The organism is Nocardioides lentus, from assembly GCF_039529515.1.
GTDB classification, from domain to species: Bacteria; Actinomycetota; Actinomycetes; order Propionibacteriales; family Nocardioidaceae; genus Nocardioides; species Nocardioides lentus.
Map to the genome: position 1 here is coordinate 197473 of NZ_BAAAMY010000002.1, position 19412 is coordinate 216884.

Here is a 19412-nt window from a genome sequence, read left to right on the forward strand (position 1 = left end):
CCTTGCCGACGATTCCGCATTGTGGAAATGTTCTTCCTGTCAACGGAAAACTACGGAGGCGCGCGCGGGCATGTCAACCGTCACACCGAGACCGCAGGGCCGCGGCGGCGTGCAGTCGCTGCACCGTTCGCTCGACCTCATCGAGATGCTCGCCTCGCGCGGCGGGGCGCTGCCCATCGCCGACCTCGCGGAGGCCACCGGCATCGCGCTGCCGACCACGCACCGGCTCCTGGCCACGCTGCGTGCCCGCGGCTACGTGCGACAGCTGCCCGACCGCCGCTACGCCCTCGGCTTCCGCCTCGTGCCCCTGGGCGCGACCGCCGGCTCGGTGGTCGGCGCCGGCGCCGAGCGGGCGCTGGCGCGCCTGGTCGACGAGCTGGGCGAGACCGCCAACCTCGCGGTCCTCGACGGCGACCGGGTCGCCTACGTCGCGCAGGTGCCCGGCCGCCACGCGATGCGGATGTTCACCGAGGTCGGCCGCCGCGTGGATCCCCACTGCACCGCGGTCGGCAAGGCGATGCTCGCGCGGATGCCGCGGGAGCGGGCGCGGGCGATCCTGACCCGGACCGGCCTGGCCCCGCGCACGCCGCGCACGGTCACCGACGTCGACGTGCTGTGCGACCTGCTCGACGAGGTCCGTGCCCAGGGCTACGCGATGGACGAGGAGGAGCAGGAGATCGGCGTGCGCTGCGTCGCGGTGGCCGTGCCGACGACCGACGAGTCGACCCCCCGGGTCGGCCTGTCGGTGTCCGGGCCCGCCCCGCGGATGACCGACGAGCTGGTCGCGCGGGCGGTGCCCCTGCTGACCCGGACCGCGCAGGACATGGCCGGCGACCTCGCCTGAGCGCGGGCTCCCGGACCCGGGGTGCGATCATCGGCGCCATGCCGGATCCGGTCACCGACGTGCTGGGACCGCCGTACACGGCGGAGACGATCGGGCTCGCCCCCGACGCGGAGGGCGAGGTGGTCGCCACGCTGGTCCACCGACCCGCCGTCGGCCCCGCCCGGGGGGCCGTGCTGCACGTGCACGGCTTCGCGGACTACTTCTTCCAGGACGCCTTCGCGACCTGGCTGAGCGAGCGCGGCTGGGACGTCTACGCCCTCGACCTGCGCAAGTACGGCCGGTCCCTGCGGCCCCACCAGACGCCCACCGACGTCGACGACCTCCGCACCTACGGCGAGGAGCTCGACGCCGCGTGGTCGCGCGTGACGGAGCGTGACGGCCACGACCACGTGGTGGTGTCCGCGCACAGCACCGGGGCGCCCGTGGTGGCCCTGTGGGCCCACGACCGGTCCGAGGCGCTGCGCGGCGTGCTGGCCGGGATGGTCCTGAACTCCCCCTGGCTCGACCTGGCCGGGCCCTGGTGGCTGCGCACCGTCGGCACCCGCGCCATCGACCTCGTCGGCGGCGTACGGCCGGCGGTCGTCGTGCCCCGCACCATCGACGGCGGCTACGGCCGCAGCCTGCACGTCGAGTTCGGCGGGAGCCACGACTACGACCTCGCGTGGAAGCCGATCGACTCCTTCCCGGTCCGCTTCGGCTGGCTGCGCGCCGTACGACGGGCCCACGCCGAGCTGCACCGCGGCATCGACCTGCCGTGCCCGGTGCTCGTGCTGACCTCGGACCGCAGCACCGTCCCCCCGCTGTCGGACGACGACCTCGCGACGAGCGACGTCGTCCTCGACGTGGAGCAGATGTGGCGGTGGGCGCCGCGCCTCGGCCGGCGCGTCGAGGTCGTGGCCGTCGAGGGCGCCGTCCACGACGTCGTGCTCTCGCGCGAGCCCGCCCTGGGACGGGTGTACGCCGAGCTGGACCGCTGGCTCGCGGCGTTCGCCGAGACCCCGGCGCCCTAGCTGCTGACGAGGAACGACACGACGGCGGCCAGGCCGACGACGACGATCACCGCACGCAGGGCGACCGCCGGCAGGCGCCGTCCGACGGTCGCGCCCAGCTGGGCCCCGACCACCGCGCCGACGCCGACGAGCAGCACGATCGTCCAGTCGATGTAGGGCTCGACGAGGAAGTGCACCGCGACGAAGACGACGCCGGAGACGCCGTTGACGATCGCCGCCAGCACGTTCTTCACACCGTTGAGGCGCTGGAGGTCCTCCTCGATGCCGATCCCCATCACGGCCATCAGCAGGACGCCCTGCGCGGCGCCGAAGTAGCCGCCGTACACGCCGGTCAGCCCCACCGAGGGCCAGACCCACCAGGCGCCGTTCTCGGGCAGACCACCGGCGGAGGCGTGGCGCCGCGCGACCCAGCGCGACACCCAGGGCTGGACCACCACGAGCCCGACGCCCAGCAGGACCAGCACCGGCACGATCGCCGAGAACGCGTCCTCGGGCAGCGACAGCAGCAGCGCCGCGCCGGCGATGGCGCCGAGGAACGACGCGGCGCCGAGGCGCAGCACGCGACCGCGCTGGCCCTTCAGCTCGCGGCGGTAGCCGATGGCCCCCGAGATCGACCCGGGCACCAGGCCGATCGAGTTGGAGACGTTGGCGGTGACCGGCGGCACCCCGAACGCAACCAGGGTCGGGAAGGTGATCAGGGTGCCGGACCCGACGACGGTGTTGATCAGGCCCGCCGCGAGGCCCGCGAGGACGATCGCGGCGATCTCGACGGGGCTCACGCGCTGCCGGGCGCCCCGGTCTCGGTGTCGCCGGGGCCGTCCGTCGCCGGGCGCGACGAGCCGGGGTTGGCGGCGCTCTCGGCCTCGGCGATCGCGGCCCGCACGTCGGCCCGGGCCTCGGAGAGGCTGGCGTCGGAGTGCGACTCGGTCGCGGAGAGGGCGTCGTCGCCGGTGGGGACCCGCACGCGGGGCCCGTCGACCTCGGCAGGGATGCCGGCCGCCGAGCCGCCGAACGTCGAGCCGAGACCCTCGAGGGCCTTGGTGATCTCGCTCGGGACGATCCACACCTTGTTGGCGTCGCCCTCGGCGATCTTGGGCATCATCTGCAGGTACTGGTAGGCCAGCAGCGACTGGTCGGGGCGGCCGTCGTGGATCGCCTGGAAGACGGTCTGGATGGCCTGGCCCTCTCCCTGCGCCCGCAGGATCGACGACTCGCGGTCGGCCTGGGCCCGCAGGATGGCCGACTCCCGGTCGCCCTCCGCGGAGAGGATGGCGGCCTGCTTGTTGCCCTCGGCGGAGAGGATCGCCGACTGGCGCTGGCCCTCGGCGGTGAGGATGGCGGCCCGCTTGTCGCGGTCGGCGCGCATCTGCTTCTCCATCGAGTCCTTGATCGAGGGCGGCGGGTCGATGCCCTTGATCTCGACGCGCCCGACCCGGATGCCCCACTTGCCCGTGGCCTCGTCGAGCACCCCGCGCAGCCCGCCGTTGATGGAGTCGCGGCTGGTCAGGGTGTCCTCGAGCGTCATGCCGCCGACGATGTTGCGCAGCGTCGTCATCGTCAGCTGCTCGACGGCCTGGATGTAGTCGCCGATCTCGTACGTCGCCGCGACCGGGTCGGTGACCCGGAAGTAGATGACCGTGTCGATCGAGACGGTCAGGTTGTCCTCGGTGATCACCGGCTGCGGCGGGAACGACACGACCCGCTCCCGCAGGTCGATCAGGTAGCGGGTCTTGTCGATGAACGGGACGATCAGGTTCAGCCCGGCGGGCAGCGTGGACTTGTACTTGCCGAAGCGCTCCACGATGCCGGCGCGTGCCTGCGGCACGATCTTGACGGTCTTGGCCAGCACGGCGACCGCGAACAACGCGATCAGCACCAGCAGGACGAGGACGGTGATGCCCACGAGTTCCCCCTCGGGTCGGCGTCGGCCAAGGCTACCCGTGGGCCACCCGGGTCCCGGGTGGGAGGGGCGGGCGGGGCCGCGACCCGGTGGGTCAGCCCTCGAGGCGCGGCACGGGGTGCACGTACGCCGTGGCGCCGCGGATCTCGAACACCTCGACGGTCTCGCCGGCCGTGATGGTGAGGTGCTCGTCGTACGGCGCGGCGCTCCACACCTCGCCGTCGAGCCGGACCCGGCCGTGGCTCAGCGCCGACACGTCCTCGGTGACGAGAGCCCGCTGGCCGACGAGCTTGGTGTGGCCGTGCTGCAGGTCGGGGCCGGAGTGCAGCCGCTTCACGACCGAGGGCCTCACCAGGGCGAGCATCGCGACCGAGACCCCGGCGAAGGCCAGCACCTGCAGCGCCGCGGGGGCGCCGACGAGCGCGACGGCCATCCCGGCGACCGCGCCGGCGGCGAGCATCAGCAGGATCAGGTCGAACCCGAGCGTCTCGGCGGCCGCGAGCAGCACGCCGGCACCGAGCCAGACCTGCCACGCGTGCTCGCTGAACCACTCCATCGCCCGAGCCTAGCGCTGGCGGGTGCGGCGGCGGGCGGCCCAGCGGCCGTCCTCGTGGCTCAGCGCCAGGGGCATCCCGAAGGTCGCCGAGAGCGACTCCGGGGTGAGCACGTCCTCGATCTCCCCGGCCTCGACGACCTTGCCCTGGCGCAGCAGCAGCGCGTGGGTGAAGCCCGGCGGGATCTCCTCGACGTGGTGCGAGACCAGGATCGTCGCGGGCGAGTCGGGGTCGTAGGCCAGCGTCGAGAGCGTCGAGACCAGGTCCTCGCGCCCGCCGAGGTCGAGGCCGGCGGCGGGCTCGTCGAGCAGCAGCAGCTCGGGGTCGGTCATCAGGGCCCGGGCCACCAGGACCCGCTTGCGCTCGCCCTCCGAGAGGGTGCCGAAGGTGCGCTCGGCGAGGTGGGCCACCCCGACCTCGCGCAACAGGTCGTCGGCACGCGAGTGGTCGAGGTCGTCGTAGGACTCGCGCCAGCGCCCCACCACGGCGTACGACGCGGACAGGACCAGGTCGCGGACGGTCTCGCCGCGCGGGATCCGCTCCGCGAGCGCGGCGCTGGTGAGGCCGATGCGGGGGCGCAGCTCGAAGACGTCGACACGGCCGATCAGCTCGCCCAGCACGCCGACGGCACCCGAGGTGGGGTGGACCTGGGCGGCCGCGACCTGCATCAGGGTCGTCTTGCCGGCGCCGTTGGGCCCGAGGATCACCCAGCGCTCCCCGTCCTTGACGACCCAGGTGACGCCGTCGAGCAGGGTGGCCTGCCCCCGCCGCACGACGACGTCGGCGAGCTCTAGGACCGCAGGCATGGCCGCACCCTACCCAGCCCGCGCCGCCGGTCCGTGCACCACCGGCCCGGGCACCGCCGGGCGCCGGCGGATCACCTAGCCTGCCGCGGTGGACGCAGGACTCCCCGACGCCGCCGGTCTCGCGTGGTGGCTCACCGCCTGGCTGCGCGGCTCGGTCAGCCCCGACGACGCGCTGGCGGGCATCACCGGCGACGACGCCCCCCACCGGGTCGTCGGCCTCCCGGCCGGCGCCGACCCCTCCGGGGACGGCGTGGGGTGGGCCCTGGCCGTGGGGGCGCTGCGCTCGGCCGGCGCCGAGGAGGCGGGCCTCGCCCTCCCCGTCGACGGCGACCCCGTGGGTCTCGGCGGCCCGGGACCGTTCAACGTCGCCGCGCTCGAGGTCGGCGAGGCCGTCGTGCTCGGCCCGTTGCTGCCCGGCCAGGACGGCTGGGGCCTGGTGCCCGACCGCACCGGCCACGGCGTGCTGTGGCGGGCGCTGCGCGCCCGGCGGCGCCAGCTGGTGGACCTCGGCCAGGCCGACCGCGACCTCCGCGCGGCGCTCGGCACCGGCGCGGGCGCGCTGGCCGACCTCGACGTGGCCCGCTGGCGTCCCGAGGTCGCGGACGAGCTCATGGACCTGCGCCGCCGCTCGCGGGACCTCGTCGCCCCGCCCGGCACGCCCACCCGGTGCACCGAGCTCGCCGCCCGCGCCCTGCAGGTGCTGGGTATCGTCGACCTGGCCCTCGTCGACGACGGCGGCGCCCTGAGCGTCGCCGAGGCCGTCGCCCGCCGCGACGCGCTGGAGCCGCTGGCCCGCGCCGGGCGCCGCGCGCTGGTCGCGGCCTGCTCCCCCGAGGTGTGGCCGCCGGCGTGACCCGTGGTCGATAGCCTCACGGTGATGACCGCCGAGACCAGCGGGGACACCGCTCCCCCCACGCGCACGGACACGCTGCTGGTCACCCTGACGGGGCCCGACCGGCCGGGGGTCACCTCGCAGCTCCTCGCCACGCTGGCCCGGGCGGGCGTGGAGGTGGTCGACCTCGAGCAGATCATCCTGCGGCGCCGGCTGGTGCTCGGCGTGCTGGTCACGGTCCCCTCGGCCCTCGACGAGCTCGCGTCCCGGGTCGAGCAGGTGGCCGCCGAGCTCGGGATGCAGGTCGAGCTCGAGCGCGGCACGGGCGACAACTCGGCACGACCGCGCGGCCGCTCCCACGTCACGGTCATCGGTGCGCCGCTGCTGGCCACGGCGATGGCCGAGATCACCGCGCTGATCGCCGGCACGGGCGCCAACATCGACCGGATCGAGCGCATGGCGCGCTACCCCGTGACGGCCATCGAGCTCCACGTGTCCGGCGCCGACCCCGACGTGCTGCGCACGCTGCTCGCCGAGGCCTCGGCGAGGCTCGGCGTCGACCTCGCGGTGCAGCCCGCCGGGCTGCAGCGTCGCGGCCGGCGCCTGATCGTCATGGACGTCGACTCCACCCTGGTGCAGGGCGAGGTGATCGAGATGCTGGCGCGTCGCGCGGGCTGCGAGGACGAGGTGCGCGAGGTCACCGAGGCCGCGATGCGCGGCGAGCTCGACTTCGCCGAGTCCCTGCACGCCCGGGTGGAGCGCCTGGCGGGCGTCCCCGAGAGCGCCCTCGACGAGGTGTACGACGAGCTGCGCCTGGCCCGCGGGGCCCGCACGATGGTGCGCACCCTGCGCCGGCTGGGCTACCGCTTCGCGATCGTCTCCGGCGGCTTCAGCCAGGTCACGGACCGGCTGGCCGCCGACCTCGGCATCGACTACGCGCGCGCCAACACCCTCGAGGTCGTCGACGGCCGGCTGACCGGGCGGATCCTCGGCGAGGTCGTCGACCGGCCGGGCAAGGCCCGGGCGCTGCGCGAGTTCGCCCGTGCCGCGGGCATCGACGTGAGCGCGACCATCGCCGTCGGGGACGGCGCCAACGACCTGGACATGCTGGCCGCCGCCGGCCTGGGCATCGCCTACAACGCCAAGCCCGCGGTCCGCGAGGCCGCGGACACCTCGGTCAACGTGCCCTACCTCGACACGATCGTCTACCTCCTCGGCATCTCCCGCGAGGAGGTCGAGGCCGCCGACGCGGCGGACCTCGACTGAGTCGGCCGGTCGGGCTGGCCGAGCGGGGCGGCCCGACCGGGCCGACCGGCGCTCAGCCCCGGCCGACGTGCAGGGCGCGCACGGTGGCGCGGCCCCCGGCGAGGTCCGCCCAGTCCCCGGTCACGTCGAGCACGCAGGTGGCGCTCGTGGGGTACGCCGAGGCGATCGTCGCCCGCGCGGCCGGGTCTCCGTCGCCGTCGTCGAGCCACACCGCCAGCGCGTGCATGGTGGGGTTGTGGCCGAGGACCACGAGCGTGCCGACCGTCGGCGCGACCCGTCGTACGGCCTCGAGGACGACCTCCTCGTCGGCGAGGTAGAGCGCCCGGTCCAGCTCGGGCTCGAGCGACCACCCCGCCGCGGCCGCGACGGCCTCCCAGGTCTGTTCGGTGCGCCGGGCGGCCGAGACGAGCGCCGCCTGCGGGGCCACGCCGCGCGCGGCCAGCCACGCGCCCGCGTCGGCGGCGTCGAGGTGCCCGCGGTCGCTCAGCGTGCGCTCGAAGTCGGTGGCGCCCTGCCGCTCCGCCTTCGCGTGGCGCATCACGACCAGGGTGCGCGTGGCGGACGGGCCCCGGGGGTCGTCGGACGCGTCCGGGCGGACTGTCGCAGGGGGGACCATGACCACACCCTAGGGTGATCGCCATGTCCCGAGGACCCCTCATGATCATCGGCGGCGCCGAGGACAAGCTGCGCGGACGCGCCATCCTCAAGGCGTTCGTGGCCGCCGCCGGGGGCCCCGAGGCCCGGATCGCCGTGATCCCCACCGCGTCGTCGCTCGGCCCCGAGATCGTCGAGGTGTACGACGCGCTGTTCCGCCGCGAGGGCGCCGGCGAGGTGGTCGCGGTGCGGCCGGAGACCCGCGAGCAGGCCCACGACGAGGCCCTCGTGGCCGCGCTGGAGGCCGCGACCGGGGTCTTCATGACCGGCGGCAACCAGCTCAAGCTGTCCGCCACGGTGTGCGGCACCCCGGTCGGCGACGCGATCGTCGCCGCCCACGAGCGCGGCGCGGTCGTCGCCGGCACCTCGGCCGGCGCCAGCATCCAGTCGAGCCACATGGTCGCCTTCGGCGGCCCCGGCTCCACCCCGAAGCAGCGGATGACGCAGGTGGCCGCGGGCCTGGGCCTGCTCGGCGACTCCGTCATCGACCAGCACTTCGACCAGCGCAACCGCTACGGGCGCCTGCTGATGATCACCGCCCAGTCCCCGCAGCTGCTCGGCATCGGCGTCGACGAGGACACCGCCGCGATCGTCGAGCACGAGGTCGCCGAGGACGGCACCGAGCGTCAGGTGCTGCGGGCCCTCGGCCGCGGCGCGGTCACGATCTTTGACCCCTCGCGCATCGTCACCGACGCCTACGAGGCCAAGCGCAACTCCCCGATCCTCGCGAGCGGGGTCGTGCTGCACGTGCTGCCGCAGCCGGCCCGGTTCGACCTGACCAGCCGGACGCTGGTGCCCCGCGAGACCCGGGTCGACGCCGAGGACGCCGCCGAGCTCGCCGAGGCCGGCGCCGACCTGCGCCGCATGGCCCGCGACATCACCCGCGACATCGCCGCCGACGACGTCTCCCCCACCCAGCTGCGCCGCCGACTGGCGCGGAAGGCCCGGCGCGGCCGACCCGAGACCCCGACCGTCAGCCCGAGCGAGAACCCGACCGAGACCCCCGAGACCCCCGAGACCCCCGACAGCCAGGACGCCCAGGACGGAGCCCCCCGATGACCGAGCGCCCCACCCCCGACCTCACGATCGTCGAGACGCGCGTCTACCGCGGGGCCAACGTGTGGTCCTACGACCGGGCGATCCACCTCGTGGTCGACCTCGGCGTGCTCGAGGAGTACCCGACCAACACGCTGCCCGGCTTCACCGACCACCTGGTCGAGATGCTGCCGGGCCTGCGGGAGCACACCTGCTCGCGCCGCAAGCGCGGCGGGTTCGTCGAGCGACTGCACGAGGGCACCTGGCTGGGCCACGTGGCGGAGCACTGCGCCCTCGCCCTCCAACAGGTCGTGGGCCACGACATCCGTCGCGGCAAGACCCGGATGGTCAAGGGTCACCCCGGTCGCTACAACGTGATCTTCGGCTACGCCGACGAGCAGGTCGGGCTGGCCGCCGGGCGCCTCGCCGTCCGGCTGGTGAACCACCTCGTGGAGGCCGACCCCGGCTTCGACTGGGAGGTCGAGCTCGACGAGTTCATCCGTCGCGCGCAGCGCACGGCGTTCGGTCCCTCGACCCAGGCGATCCTGGACGAGGCCGTGTCCCGCGACATCCCGTGGATCCGGCTCAACCAGCACTCCCTCGTGCAGCTCGGGCAGGGCGTCCACGCGAAGCGGATCCGGGCGACGATGACCTCGGAGACCTCCGCCATCGCGGTCGACGTCGCCTCCGACAAGGACCTCACGACCAAGCTCCTCGGCGCCGCCGGGCTGCCGGTGCCGAAGCAGGACTCGGTGCGCACCGTCGAGCAGGCCGTGCGCGTCGCCGACCGGATCGGCTACCCCGTCGTCGTGAAGCCCCTCGACGGCAACCACGGCCGCGGCGTGTGCCTGGACCTGCAGGACGCCGACGAGGTCCGGGAGGCCTTCGAGACCGCCAAGGCGCAGTCGCGGCGCGGCTGGATCGTCGTGGAGTCGTTCGTCACCGGCAAGGACTACCGCTGCCTGATCATCGACGGCCGGATGGCCGCGGTCGCCGAGCGCGTGCCGGCGTCGGTGACCGGCGACGGCACGAGCACCGTCGAGCAGCTCGTCGAGGACGCCAACTCCGACCCCCGGCGCGGCGTGGGCCACGAGAAGGTCCTCACCCGGATCAAGGTCGACGCGGCCGCCGTCGAGCTGGTCCGCGACCAGGGCCTGGAGATGACCGACGTCCCCGAGCGGGGTGCGACCGTCAAGCTCGCCCTGACCGGCAACATGTCGACCGGCGGCATCTCGATCGACCGCACCTTCGAGGCCCACCCCGAGAACGTCGAGATCGCCGAGGAGGCGGCCCGGATGATCGGGCTCGACATCGCCGGGATCGACTTCATCTGCCCCGACATCACCCAGCCGGTCCGCGAGGCCGGCGGCGCGATCTGCGAGGTCAACGCGGCCCCCGGCTTCCGGATGCACACCCACCCGACGATCGGCGAGCCGCAGTTCATCGCGAAGCCCGTCGTGGACATGCTGTTCCCGCCCGGTGCGCCGTCGCGGATCCCGATCGTCGCGGTGACCGGCACCAACGGCAAGACGACGACGTCGCGGATGATCTCCCACATCTTCAAGGGCATGGGCCGCAAGGTGGGGATGACCTCGACCGACGGCGTCGTCATCGACGAGCGCCTGCTGATCCGCGCCGACGCCTCGGGACCGCGCTCGGCGCGGATGGTGCTGCAGAACCCCCGGGTCGACATGGCGGTCTTCGAGGTGGCCCGCGGCGGGATCCTGCGCGAGGGCCTGGGCTACGAGCGCAACGACGTCGCGGTCGTGGTCAACGTCGCCCCCGACCACCTCGGCCTGCGCGGCATCGACACCGTCGAGCAGCTCGCCGACGTCAAGGCGGTGCTCGTCGAGGCCGTGCCCCGCACCGGGGCGGCCGTGCTGAACGCCGACGACCCGCTGGTGCGCGAGATGCGCCGCAAGTGCTCGGGCGAGGTCGTGTGGTTCTCGATGTCGGAGCCCGGCACCGAGGTCCGCGACATGATCGACGCCCACTGCCGCCGCGGCGGCAAGGCGCTGGTGCTGGAGCCGTCGGACCGCGGCGAGATGATCGTGGTGCGCCACGGCCGTCGGGAGATGCAGCTGGCGTGGACCCACCTGCTGCCCGCGACCTTCGGCGGCCGGGCGCGGATGAACGTCCAGAACACCCTCGCGGCCGCGGCCGCGGCGTTCGCCCAGGGCGCGCCGCTGCACGACATCCGTCAGGGCCTGCGCACCTTCTCGACCAACTACTACCTCTCCCCCGGCCGGCTCAACGAGGTCGAGGTGCAGGGCGTCAACGTCATCGTCGACTACTGCCACAACGCGCCCGGCATGGCGATGCTCGGCGACTTCGTCGACCGGGTCGGCGACTCGCTGTCGTCGTCGCACGACCTGGCCCGTCCGTCACGGATCGGCATCATCGCGACCGCCGGCGACCGCCGCGACGACGACATGCGCGAGCTCGGGCGGATCGCCGCCCGCCACTTCGACGTGGTGATCGTCCGCGAGGACGAGCAGCTGCGCGGCCGCGAGCGGGGCGAGGTCGCCCGCTTCGTCACCGAGGGCGTCCGCGAGGCGATCGAGGCCGGCGCGCGCTGCAAGCAGGTCGAGGAGGTCCTCGAGGAGATCGAGGCCGTGCGCCACGCCATGAGCCGCGCCAACCGGGGCGACCTGGTCGTGGTCTGCGTCGACAAGCACGCCCAGGTGATGAGCGAGCTGGAGAACTGGTCCAACCAGGCCTACGCCGGGTCCGGCGCCTCGGAGGACTCGCCGGGCGCCGACCCCGACTTCAGCCCCGAGGCCTGAGGTCCAGCGCGGCGCGCACGAGGGCGGTGGTCTGGCGGACCATCGCGGTGCGCCGTGACTCGTACGACCGTCCACTCAGGCGGTCCCCGGCGGGCAGGCCCAGCACCGGGGTGTGCACGTGGCCCCCGACGTGGGGGCTGCGCCGCCCGTCGCGCAGCAGCGTGGCGCGGTAGGCGATCTCGTTGGACAGGTAGTCGCCGGGGCTACCGGCGACCGCCAGGAAGCCGGGGGTGGGTCCGGAGCGGGTCGTGCGCGTCTCGCCCGTGGCGGGGTCGCGCTCGGTGATCTCGGGGTTGACGACCACGTCGTAGCGGCCGGTGTCGCGGCGCGCCATCGCGCCCACGGGGAGGTCGGTGCGGGTGAACTGCGGCTGCGGGCGGACCGTGGGGTAGCCGGGCGGGATGGGCGCCAGCCCGGTGAGCTCGACGTTCGCGTTGTCGGCGAAGCCGCCGCGGTTGGCGCCGTTCCACACCTCGAGGTCGAACTGCTCGGGTCGCCCCTGACTGACGGTGACGAGGGCGTCGAGACCCTGGCGGGCGTCGGGGTCGCGCCGCACGAACGGGGCCAGGGTGCGCTCGACCTCACCGGCGGCGAAGTCGTCCCAGCGGACCGGGAACACCGCGGTCTCGAGTCGGACCGGCCCGTCGGCGGTGCGGACCACCCGGCCGTCGAGGGCGATCGCGGTGGCCCCGGAGGGGTTGCCGATCCGGGCGTCGACGTCGAGCGTGAACGGGTCGAAGCCCGTGACCACGACGCGGGTCGCGCCACGGGCCGTGGGGACCCGGAGCGTGTCCTGGCCGCGGCTGGTGGTCTCGAGGCGGTCGGTGAGCCCGCCGACGCCGAGGTCGCGCTCGGCGGCCCACTGGGCGAGGACCCGGGTCATCGCCACCCGCGCCCAGTACAGGGGGCGGTCGTCGCCGCCGGGCAGGGAGCCGCGCACGCGGCGCTCCCCCTGGGCGCGCTCGGTCGCCCAGCGCCACAGCCCCCGACCCGCGTCCTGGACGACCGGGCGCGCGGCGGCGACGGAGCCGGTGTCGCACAGCGCCCGGGCGAAGGCCGCGACCGCCTCGTCGGCGGTGCTGCGGCGCAGGATCGCCCGCGGCTGCGGCCGGGTGAGCCGCTCCTGCTCGACCGTGGGCTCCAGCCCGGTGTCGAGGCACCCCGCGGGTGCCGCCACCGCCGCCGACAGCACCACCGCCGGCGCCGCCGCCGGCGTCGCTGCCGGCGTCGCTGCCGGCGTCGCTGCCGGCGTCACCGCCGTGGCCGGCGCCGCCAGCGCGACGGCGGCGAGCGCTCCCGCGACGGCGGTGCTCGCCAGGACGGGACGGCGCACGACAGGACGGCGCAGGACAGGACGGCGCAGGACAGGACGGCGCAGGACAGGACGGCGCAGGACAGGACGGCGCAGGACAGGACGGCGCAGGACAGGACGGGGACCCCGAGAGTCGGTCATGGCCCAGTTCTACACCGTGCTAGACCGCGGCCCGGACCTTGGCGGCCAGCTCCGCCGGCCCGTCCGGGGTGGCCCCGACGGAGGCCAGCCAGTCATAGACCTCCTGGCGCTCGGCGTGGCACATCAGGCCGATCACGTCACCGGGCGCGGCGCGCCCGACGAGGGCCTGCAGCGCCGCCAGCTCGGTGGGGTACGACGGGACGTCGGTGACGCCGACGCGCTCCGCGCCGGCACGCATGAGGGTCTCGAGCTCGTCGGTCGTGCGGCCCCGCAGGTAGCGCTCCTTGTGGCCGATGACCATGACGTCGGAGTCGCGGGCACCGATCTCGGCGAGGGTGTCGATGAGCTCGTCGGTGCGGTCGCCGACGACGCCGAGGCCGAGCAGGACCCTCGCGCCCGGACGTCGTACGCCGTCCATGATCTCGAGCAGGGCCTCGAGGCCGGCCTCGTTGTGGGCGAGGTCCATGACGACGGTCAGGTCACCGTCCTCGGTGGGCAGCGTGAAGGTGTTCATGCGGCCGGGGTTGTGCTCGGCGTCGGGCAGGAACCCCCGCAGGCCGGTCACCACGCTCGCACGGTCGAGGCCGATCGCGAGGCCCGCGGAGGCCGCGGCGAGGGCGTTCTCGACGTTGAAGCGCGAGAGCCCGGCGAGGGTCATGGGCACGTCGACGAGCTCGACGAGGGGGTCGGCGTCGGTGCCGGAGTCGAGGACGCTGACGAAGCCGTCGATGACCGTGGTCGCGCGCCCGCCGTCGGCGAGGACCTCGCGGATCGCCGGGGAGTCGGGGTCGCGGGAGAAGACCCAGGGCCGGGCGCGGGTGACGTGGCGCATGGCGAGCACGCGGGGGTCGTCGGCGTTGAGGACGGCCCACCCGTCGGGGCGGGTGATCTGGGGCACCACCGACTTGACCTCCGCCAGCTGGTCGACGGTGTCGATGCCGTGCAGGCCGAGGTGGTCGGCGGTGACGTTGGTGACGACGGAGACGTCGTTGCGGGTCAGTCCGATGCCCTTGAGGAGGATGCCACCGCGGGCCGTCTCGGTGACGGCGAGCTGCACCTCCGGGTGCGCGAGCACGCGGCCGGCGCCGCTGGGCCCGGAGTAGTCGCCGCTCTCGACCATGACGCCGTCGACGTAGATGCCGTCGGTGTTGGACCAGCCGACGAGGCGACCGTCGACGCGGGCCATGTGGGCGACCCACCGCGACGTGGTGGTCTTGCCGTTGGTGCCGGTCACGGCGACGACGGGCACGCGCGGGGTCAGGGTGCGCGGGCGCTCGCCGGGCTCGCTGGCGGCGACGCGGGCCGCGGCGTGCTCGACGACGGCCTCCACGTCGGTGCCGGGCCCGCCCTCCTGCAGGGCGTCGAGGACGGCGCCGACGGCGCGACCCATCTCCTGGGCGCGCTCGCGGTGGCGCCAGGGGAAGGCCACGACGAGCCGGTCGGGCTCGGCGGTGGGGCGCACCCGGACCCCGAGGCGGCGGGTGCCGGCCTCGGCGGCGAGCGCGCGCACGAGGCGCGCCAGGGCCCGGGCCACGAAGCGCTGGCGGAAGCCGCTCCCGGCCGGACCGGGCCGGGCGGCCGGGAGCCCGATGCGGGCCGCGAACCGCGTGGCGGTGTCCTCCGGCACCCCGGCGAGGCCGGAGACGTCGAGCGTCAGCTTGATGGCCGCGCGGGGGAAGTAGAGGTTCGGTCCCTCGAGGACACGGAGCTCGACGAGTGAGGTCACCGGAGGAAACTACAAGTCAGGCGCCGATGGCGTGGAAGCCCCCGTCGACGTGGACGATCTCGCCGGTGGTGGCCGGGAACAGGTCCGAGAGCAGCGCGCACACGGCACGGGCGGTGGGGCCCTGGTCGCCGTTGTCCCAGCCGAGCGGCGCGCGCTCGTCCCAGGTGGCCTCGAGCTTCTCGAAGCCGGGGATCGCCTTCGCGGCCAGCGTCTTCAGGGGCCCGGCGGAGACGAGGTTGACCCGGACGCCCTCGCGGCCGAGGTCGCGGGCGAGGTAGCGGGAGGTCGACTCCAGCGCGGCCTTGGCCACGCCCATCCAGTCGTACGCCGGCCAGGCGACGGTGGCGTCGAAGGTGAGGCCCACGACCGACGACCCCGCACCCATCAGCGGGCGGGCGGCCTCGGTGAGGGACTTCAACGAGTACGCCGAGACCTGGACGGCCTGGGCGACGTCCTCCCACGGGCCCGCGGTGAAGTCGCCGCCGAGCAGCGTCTCGGGGTTGCCGTAGGCGATCGAGTGCACGAGCCCGTCGAGTCGCTCGACGCCGTGGCCGCGCAGGGTCTCGGCGAGCCCGTCGAGGTGGCCGGTGTCGGTGACGTCGAGCTCGAGGACGACGGGCTCGGTCGGGAGCCGCTTGGCGATGCGCCGGGTGATGCCGAGCGCGCGGCCGAAGTTGGAGATCAGGACGGTGGCGCCCTGCTCCTGCGCGAACCTCGCGGTCGCGAAGCCGATGGAGGAGTCCATCGTGACGCCGGCGACGAGGACGGTCTTGCCGTCGAGGATGCCCATGGTGGTGCCTTTCTGCGGCGGGGAGGGGGTCGGTGCCGGACGGTCGGTCAGTGGCCCATGCCGAGGCCGCCGTCGACGGGGATCACCGCGCCGGAGACGTACGCGGCGGCGTCGGAGGCCAGCCACACGACGGTGCCGGCGACCTCGTCGGGCGAGGCGAACCGGCCCAGGGGGATCTGCGCGCGGTAGGCGGCCTGCTGCTCCTCGGGGAGCCCGGCGGTCATGTCGGTCTCGACGTAGCCGGGGGCGACGACGTTGGTGGTGATCGAGCGGCTGCCGAGCTCGCGGGTCAGCGAGCGCGCGATGCCGATGAGACCGGCCTTCGAGGCGGCGTAGTTGACCTGGCCGGGCGAGCCGAGGAGGGCGACGACCGACGACATCAGCACGATGCGGCCGCGGCGCATGCGCAGCATGCCCTTGGAGGCTCGCTTCACCAGGCGGAAGGTCCCGGTGAGGTTGGTCTCGAGGACGCCGGACCACTGCTCCTCGCTCATGCGCAGGAGCAGGGTGTCGTCGGTGATGCCGGCGTTGGCGACCAGGACCTCGACGGGTCCGTGCTTCTCCTCGATCTCGGCGAACGCCGCCTCGACGGCGGCGGGATCGGTCAGGTCGCACCTCAGGTCGAGGGCGCCCTCGGGGCCGCCCCCGCCCCGGGAGGTCACGGCGACCTGGTCCCCCTGGGCCAGGAACGCCTCCGCGACGGCTCGCCCGATCCCGCGGCTGCCTCCGGTCACCAGCACTGATCTGCTCACGGCCCGGACGCTATCGACTACCGACGGGTAAGGACGATCCGCGCCTCACTCGTCCTCGAGGCGGAAGCCGAGCTTGAGCCCGACCTGGAAGTGGTCGACCTGGCCGTCGAGGACGTGGCCGCGCACCTGGGTCACCTCGAACCAGTCGACGTGGCGCAGGGTCTTGCTGGCGCGCTCCACGGCGTTGCGGATCGCGGCGTCGATGCCGTCGGGAGAGGTGCCGACGACCTCGGAGATGCGGTACGTGCGGTTGGTCATGCGGGGCCTCCTGGTGGGTGCCGGTGGGTACCGGAACGACGGGTCACGTGACACTACCGACGTAGGATGGAGCCATGGCAGGTCTGCAGAAGAGAAGCGACGCGAACGCCGTACGCATCACCACTGCAGCCGGTGATCCGCGCGAGGACCAGCGCCGCCGTCAGCGCAACTACCTGGCCTCGATGAGCCTGCGCACCGTCTGCTTCGTGGGCGCGCTGGTCGTGACCGGGCCGTTCCGCTGGGTGCTGGTCGCCGGAGCCATCTTCCTGCCCTACGTCGCGGTGGTGCTGGCCAACGCCGTGACCCGCCGCGAGGACGACTTCGTGCTCTCGCCGTTCTCCCCCGACACCCCCGAGCTCACCGCCGGGCCCTCGCACGAGGGCGGCTCCGCCACCCGCTGAGGGCCGTCCGCCGAGGTCCGCCCGCGGCGTCGCGACGAACTCGTTGGCATCGCCCGAGCCCCGTGCCAGACTGGCTCGGCCCGGTCCGGTCACCCCCGTCCGAGCCGGGTCCCGGTGCCGGACGGCCTCCCCCGTGGTCGTCCGGCACCGCGGTCTTCCGGCGTCACCACGGTCCGGGCCGCACCCCACCCCCTGAGGAGGCGACGCGTGGACGACCGTCCCGGTCCCGCGCGACCCACGTGCTCGGCCCGCGGCTGCACGAGCAGCGCCGTGTGGGCGCTGCGGTGGAACAACCCGCGGATCCACACCCCTGAGCGCCGCAAGGTCTGGCTGGCCTGCGACGAGCATCGCACGAGCCTCGGCGACTTCCTGACCGCGCGGGGATTCCTGAAGGAGACCCGGCCCCACGACGGGCCCGGCGACGAGGTGGCGGACTAGCCGAGGCCGCGGACTAGCCGCCGATCGCCGACATCGGGCGGTCCGGCTGCAGGAACGACGGGTCGTCGATGCCGTGGCCGGCGGCCTTGCCCCACATCGCGACGCGCCAGCGCTCCGCGATCTCGGCGTCGGAGGCCCCGCCGCGCAGCGCGGCCCGCAGGTCGGACTCCTCGCGGGCGAACAGGCAGGTCCGCACCTGGCCGTCGGCGGTCAGGCGCACCCGGTCGCACGCGCCGCAGAACGGGCGCGTGACGGAGGCGATGATGCCGACGGTGCCGGGGCCGCCGTCGACGGTGAACAGCTCGGCCGGGGCGGAGCCTCGGGGCTCCTCCGCCGGCGTGAGCACGAACTCCCGCTCGAGTCGCTCGAGCGTCTCCTCGGCGGTGACCATCGCCTCGCGGCTCCAGCCGTGCTGGGCGTCGAGCGGCATCTGCTCGATGATCCGGAGCTCGTAGCCCTCGGCCAGCGCCCAGCGCAGCAGCTCGGGTGCCTGGTCGTCGTTGGTCCCGCGCAGGAGGACGGCATTGATCTTGACCGGTCCCAGGCCGGCGGCCCTCGCGGCGGCGAGGCCGGCGACGACGTCGTGCAGGCGGTCGCGCCGGGTGATCTCCGCGAAGGTCTCGGCGCGGATCGTGTCGAGGCTGGCGTTGACGCGCGTCAGGCCGGCGTCCTTGAGGGCCTGCGCGGTCCGCGCCAGGCCCAGCGCGTTGGTGGTCAGGGACATCTCGACGTCGGGGTGCTCGGCGTGGACGCGCGAGACGATGTCGAGCAGGCCCCGACGCACCAGCGGCTCCCCGCCGGTGAAGCGCACCTCCTCGACACCGAGCAGGCCGACCCCGATACCGACGAGGCGCACGACCTCGTCGTCGGTGAGCACCTGTTCCGTCGGGAGCCAGTCGAGACCCTCCGGCGGCATGCAGTACGAGCAGCGGAGGTTGCAGCGATCCGTGAGGGAGACCCGGAGGTCGGTCGCGACACGGCCGTACCGGTCGGCAAGCTGCAGGGGAACCATTGCTCCACCCTACGTGGCGGGGGCCACACGCAGGGTCGCCGGATAGCCTCGTGGACGTGGGTTCGTTCCGCTTCCTCCTCACCCGGCGGTGGGTGCTGTTCTTCGTCGTCGTGGGCCTGCTGACCTGGCTGGCGTACGCCCTGGGCGGCTGGCAGTTCGACCGGCTCCACGAGCGTCAGGACCGCAACGCCGTCATCGCGCGCAACGAGGCCGCCCCGCCGGCGCCCCCGGCCGAGCTGATGACCACCGGCGGCGACGTCTCCGCCGCGGACCAGTGGCGGCGCGTGGAGGCCACCGGCACGTACGCCGTGGAGGACACGGTGATCGTGCGCTACCGCACCCGTGAGGGCCAGGCCGGCGTCAACGTGGTCGTGCCCCTCGAGACGGCCGAGGGCCCGTCCCTGCTCGTCGACCGAGGCTGGGTCGCGACGAGCAACCGCGGCGCGACGGTCGCCGACGTGCCCGCGCCGCCGGAGGGTGAGGTCACGGTCGTGGGCTGGCTGCGCACCAACGCGACCGGCGACAGCTCCGCGGTCACCGACAACTCCACGCGCGCCATCTCCTCGGCGCGGATCGGCCCTGCACTGGACCGCGAGGTGTACGGCGGCTTCGTCGACCTCGACTCCGAGGACCCCGCGCCCGAGGTCGCTCCGTCCCCGAACGGCCTGCCCGAGCTCAGCGAGGGCCCCCACTTCTTCTACGGGCTGCAGTGGTGGTTCTTCGGCCTGCTCGCGATCGTGGGCTTCGGCTACCTCGCCTACGACGAGTGGCGGGGCCGCCCCGGGGGCAGCCGGCCCCGCGCCGCGCGCACCCCGCGCGAGAAGCGTCCGAAGCGGTCCAACCACCCCCACCACCCCAGCAACGCGGACCGGGACCAGACGCCCGTCGCGTGAGC

General features: G+C 74.3%; 20 protein-coding genes. 9 read left to right on the forward strand and 11 right to left on the reverse strand.

Annotated features, from left to right (window positions below):
• Nucleotides 1-70 precede the first annotated feature (70 nt).
• Both ABD158_RS04520 and ABD158_RS04525 read left to right on the forward strand, forming a co-directional pair.
• Nucleotides 71-844, forward strand: coding sequence for an IclR family transcriptional regulator (locus ABD158_RS04520; protein WP_344004326.1), 774 nt, complete (start codon nucleotides 71-73; stop codon nucleotides 842-844).
• A gap of 38 nt (nucleotides 845-882) precedes the next feature.
• Nucleotides 883-1854 (forward strand): alpha/beta hydrolase, encoded by a 972-nt coding sequence (locus ABD158_RS04525; protein WP_344004329.1) that lies wholly within the window; start codon nucleotides 883-885, stop codon nucleotides 1852-1854.
• Here the strand turns inward: ABD158_RS04525 and ABD158_RS04530 are convergent.
• From ABD158_RS04530 to ABD158_RS04545, 4 genes are all read right to left on the reverse strand, one after another.
• Entirely contained in the window at nucleotides 1851-2633 is a 783-nt protein-coding gene (locus tag ABD158_RS04530; protein ID WP_344004330.1) for a sulfite exporter TauE/SafE family protein, read from the reverse strand. The two genes, ABD158_RS04525 and ABD158_RS04530, sit on opposite strands and share 4 nt — an antisense overlap.
• Nucleotides 2630-3757, reverse strand: a complete 1128-nt coding sequence (locus tag ABD158_RS04535) for an SPFH domain-containing protein (RefSeq protein ID WP_344004333.1) — start codon at nucleotides 3755-3757, stop codon at nucleotides 2630-2632. The genes ABD158_RS04530 and ABD158_RS04535 overlap by 4 nt, the downstream gene beginning before the upstream one ends.
• A gap of 91 nt (nucleotides 3758-3848) precedes the next feature.
• Nucleotides 3849-4310, reverse strand: coding sequence for an NfeD family protein (locus ABD158_RS04540; RefSeq protein WP_344004336.1), 462 nt, complete (start codon nucleotides 4308-4310; stop codon nucleotides 3849-3851).
• A gap of 9 nt (nucleotides 4311-4319) precedes the next feature.
• On the reverse strand, nucleotides 4320-5114 hold the full coding sequence (locus ABD158_RS04545) for an ABC transporter ATP-binding protein (RefSeq protein WP_344004339.1): 795 nt from the start codon (nucleotides 5112-5114) through the stop codon (nucleotides 4320-4322).
• 88 nt (nucleotides 5115-5202) lie between these two features.
• Between ABD158_RS04545 and ABD158_RS04550 the strand changes: the two genes are divergently transcribed.
• Entirely contained in the window at nucleotides 5203-5967 is a 765-nt protein-coding gene (locus ABD158_RS04550; RefSeq protein ID WP_344004342.1) for a hypothetical protein, read from the forward strand.
• Between the two features lie 24 nt (nucleotides 5968-5991).
• Nucleotides 5992-7212 (forward strand): phosphoserine phosphatase SerB, encoded by a 1221-nt coding sequence (gene serB / locus ABD158_RS04555; protein WP_344004345.1) that lies wholly within the window; start codon nucleotides 5992-5994, stop codon nucleotides 7210-7212.
• A 52-nt stretch (nucleotides 7213-7264) separates the two neighbouring features.
• Here serB and ABD158_RS04560 read toward each other — a convergent pair whose 3' ends face one another.
• Nucleotides 7265-7828: a SixA phosphatase family protein gene (locus ABD158_RS04560; protein ID WP_344004348.1), complete on the reverse strand. Its 564-nt coding sequence runs from the start codon at nucleotides 7826-7828 to the stop codon at nucleotides 7265-7267.
• A gap of 23 nt (nucleotides 7829-7851) precedes the next feature.
• Between ABD158_RS04560 and ABD158_RS04565 the strand changes: the two genes are divergently transcribed.
• Entirely contained in the window at nucleotides 7852-8925 is a 1074-nt protein-coding gene (locus ABD158_RS04565; protein WP_344004351.1) for a cyanophycinase, read from the forward strand.
• Nucleotides 8922-11687: a cyanophycin synthetase gene (cphA, locus tag ABD158_RS04570; RefSeq protein WP_344004354.1), complete on the forward strand. Its 2766-nt coding sequence runs from the start codon at nucleotides 8922-8924 to the stop codon at nucleotides 11685-11687. The genes ABD158_RS04565 and cphA overlap by 4 nt, the downstream gene beginning before the upstream one ends.
• On the opposite strand, the gene ABD158_RS04575 is transcribed toward cphA, so the two are convergent.
• From ABD158_RS04575 to ABD158_RS04595, 5 genes are all read right to left on the reverse strand, one after another.
• Nucleotides 11671-13020, reverse strand: a complete 1350-nt coding sequence (locus ABD158_RS04575; RefSeq protein ID WP_344004357.1) for a hypothetical protein — start codon at nucleotides 13018-13020, stop codon at nucleotides 11671-11673. The two genes, cphA and ABD158_RS04575, sit on opposite strands and share 17 nt — an antisense overlap.
• 139 nt (nucleotides 13021-13159) lie before the next feature.
• Nucleotides 13160-14866, reverse strand: coding sequence for a Mur ligase family protein (locus tag ABD158_RS04580; RefSeq protein ID WP_344004359.1), 1707 nt, complete (start codon nucleotides 14864-14866; stop codon nucleotides 13160-13162).
• Nucleotides 14867-14882: 16 nt separating this feature from the next.
• Nucleotides 14883-15656, reverse strand: a complete 774-nt coding sequence (fabI, locus tag ABD158_RS04585; RefSeq protein ID WP_344004362.1) for an enoyl-ACP reductase FabI — start codon at nucleotides 15654-15656, stop codon at nucleotides 14883-14885.
• 47 nt (nucleotides 15657-15703) lie between these two features.
• Nucleotides 15704-16408 carry a beta-ketoacyl-ACP reductase gene (locus tag ABD158_RS04590; protein ID WP_344004364.1) on the reverse strand — a complete coding sequence of 235 codons (705 nt, stop codon included), beginning with the start codon at nucleotides 16406-16408 and terminating at the stop codon, nucleotides 15704-15706.
• Nucleotides 16409-16453: 45 nt separating this feature from the next.
• Complete coding sequence (locus tag ABD158_RS04595; RefSeq protein ID WP_344004366.1) at nucleotides 16454-16666, reverse strand: dodecin; 213 nt, start codon at nucleotides 16664-16666, stop codon at nucleotides 16454-16456.
• Nucleotides 16667-16740: 74 nt separating this feature from the next.
• On the opposite strand from ABD158_RS04595, the gene ABD158_RS04600 reads away from it, so the two are divergent.
• A complete protein-coding gene (locus tag ABD158_RS04600) occupies nucleotides 16741-17067 on the forward strand; it encodes a DUF3099 domain-containing protein (RefSeq protein WP_344004369.1) in 327 nt (108 codons plus the stop codon).
• A gap of 207 nt (nucleotides 17068-17274) precedes the next feature.
• The gene (locus tag ABD158_RS04605; RefSeq protein ID WP_344004372.1) at nucleotides 17275-17505 is read left to right on the forward strand and encodes a hypothetical protein; all 231 of its coding nucleotides are present in this window, start codon (nucleotides 17275-17277) and stop codon (nucleotides 17503-17505) included.
• 13 nt (nucleotides 17506-17518) lie between these two features.
• On the opposite strand, the gene moaA is transcribed toward ABD158_RS04605, so the two are convergent.
• Complete coding sequence (gene moaA, locus ABD158_RS04610) at nucleotides 17519-18517, reverse strand: GTP 3',8-cyclase MoaA (protein WP_344004375.1); 999 nt, start codon at nucleotides 18515-18517, stop codon at nucleotides 17519-17521.
• A 56-nt stretch (nucleotides 18518-18573) separates the two neighbouring features.
• On the opposite strand from moaA, the gene ABD158_RS04615 reads away from it, so the two are divergent.
• A complete protein-coding gene (locus ABD158_RS04615; protein WP_344004378.1) occupies nucleotides 18574-19410 on the forward strand; it encodes an SURF1 family cytochrome oxidase biogenesis protein in 837 nt (278 codons plus the stop codon).
• Nucleotides 19411-19412: the final 2 nt, after the last annotated feature.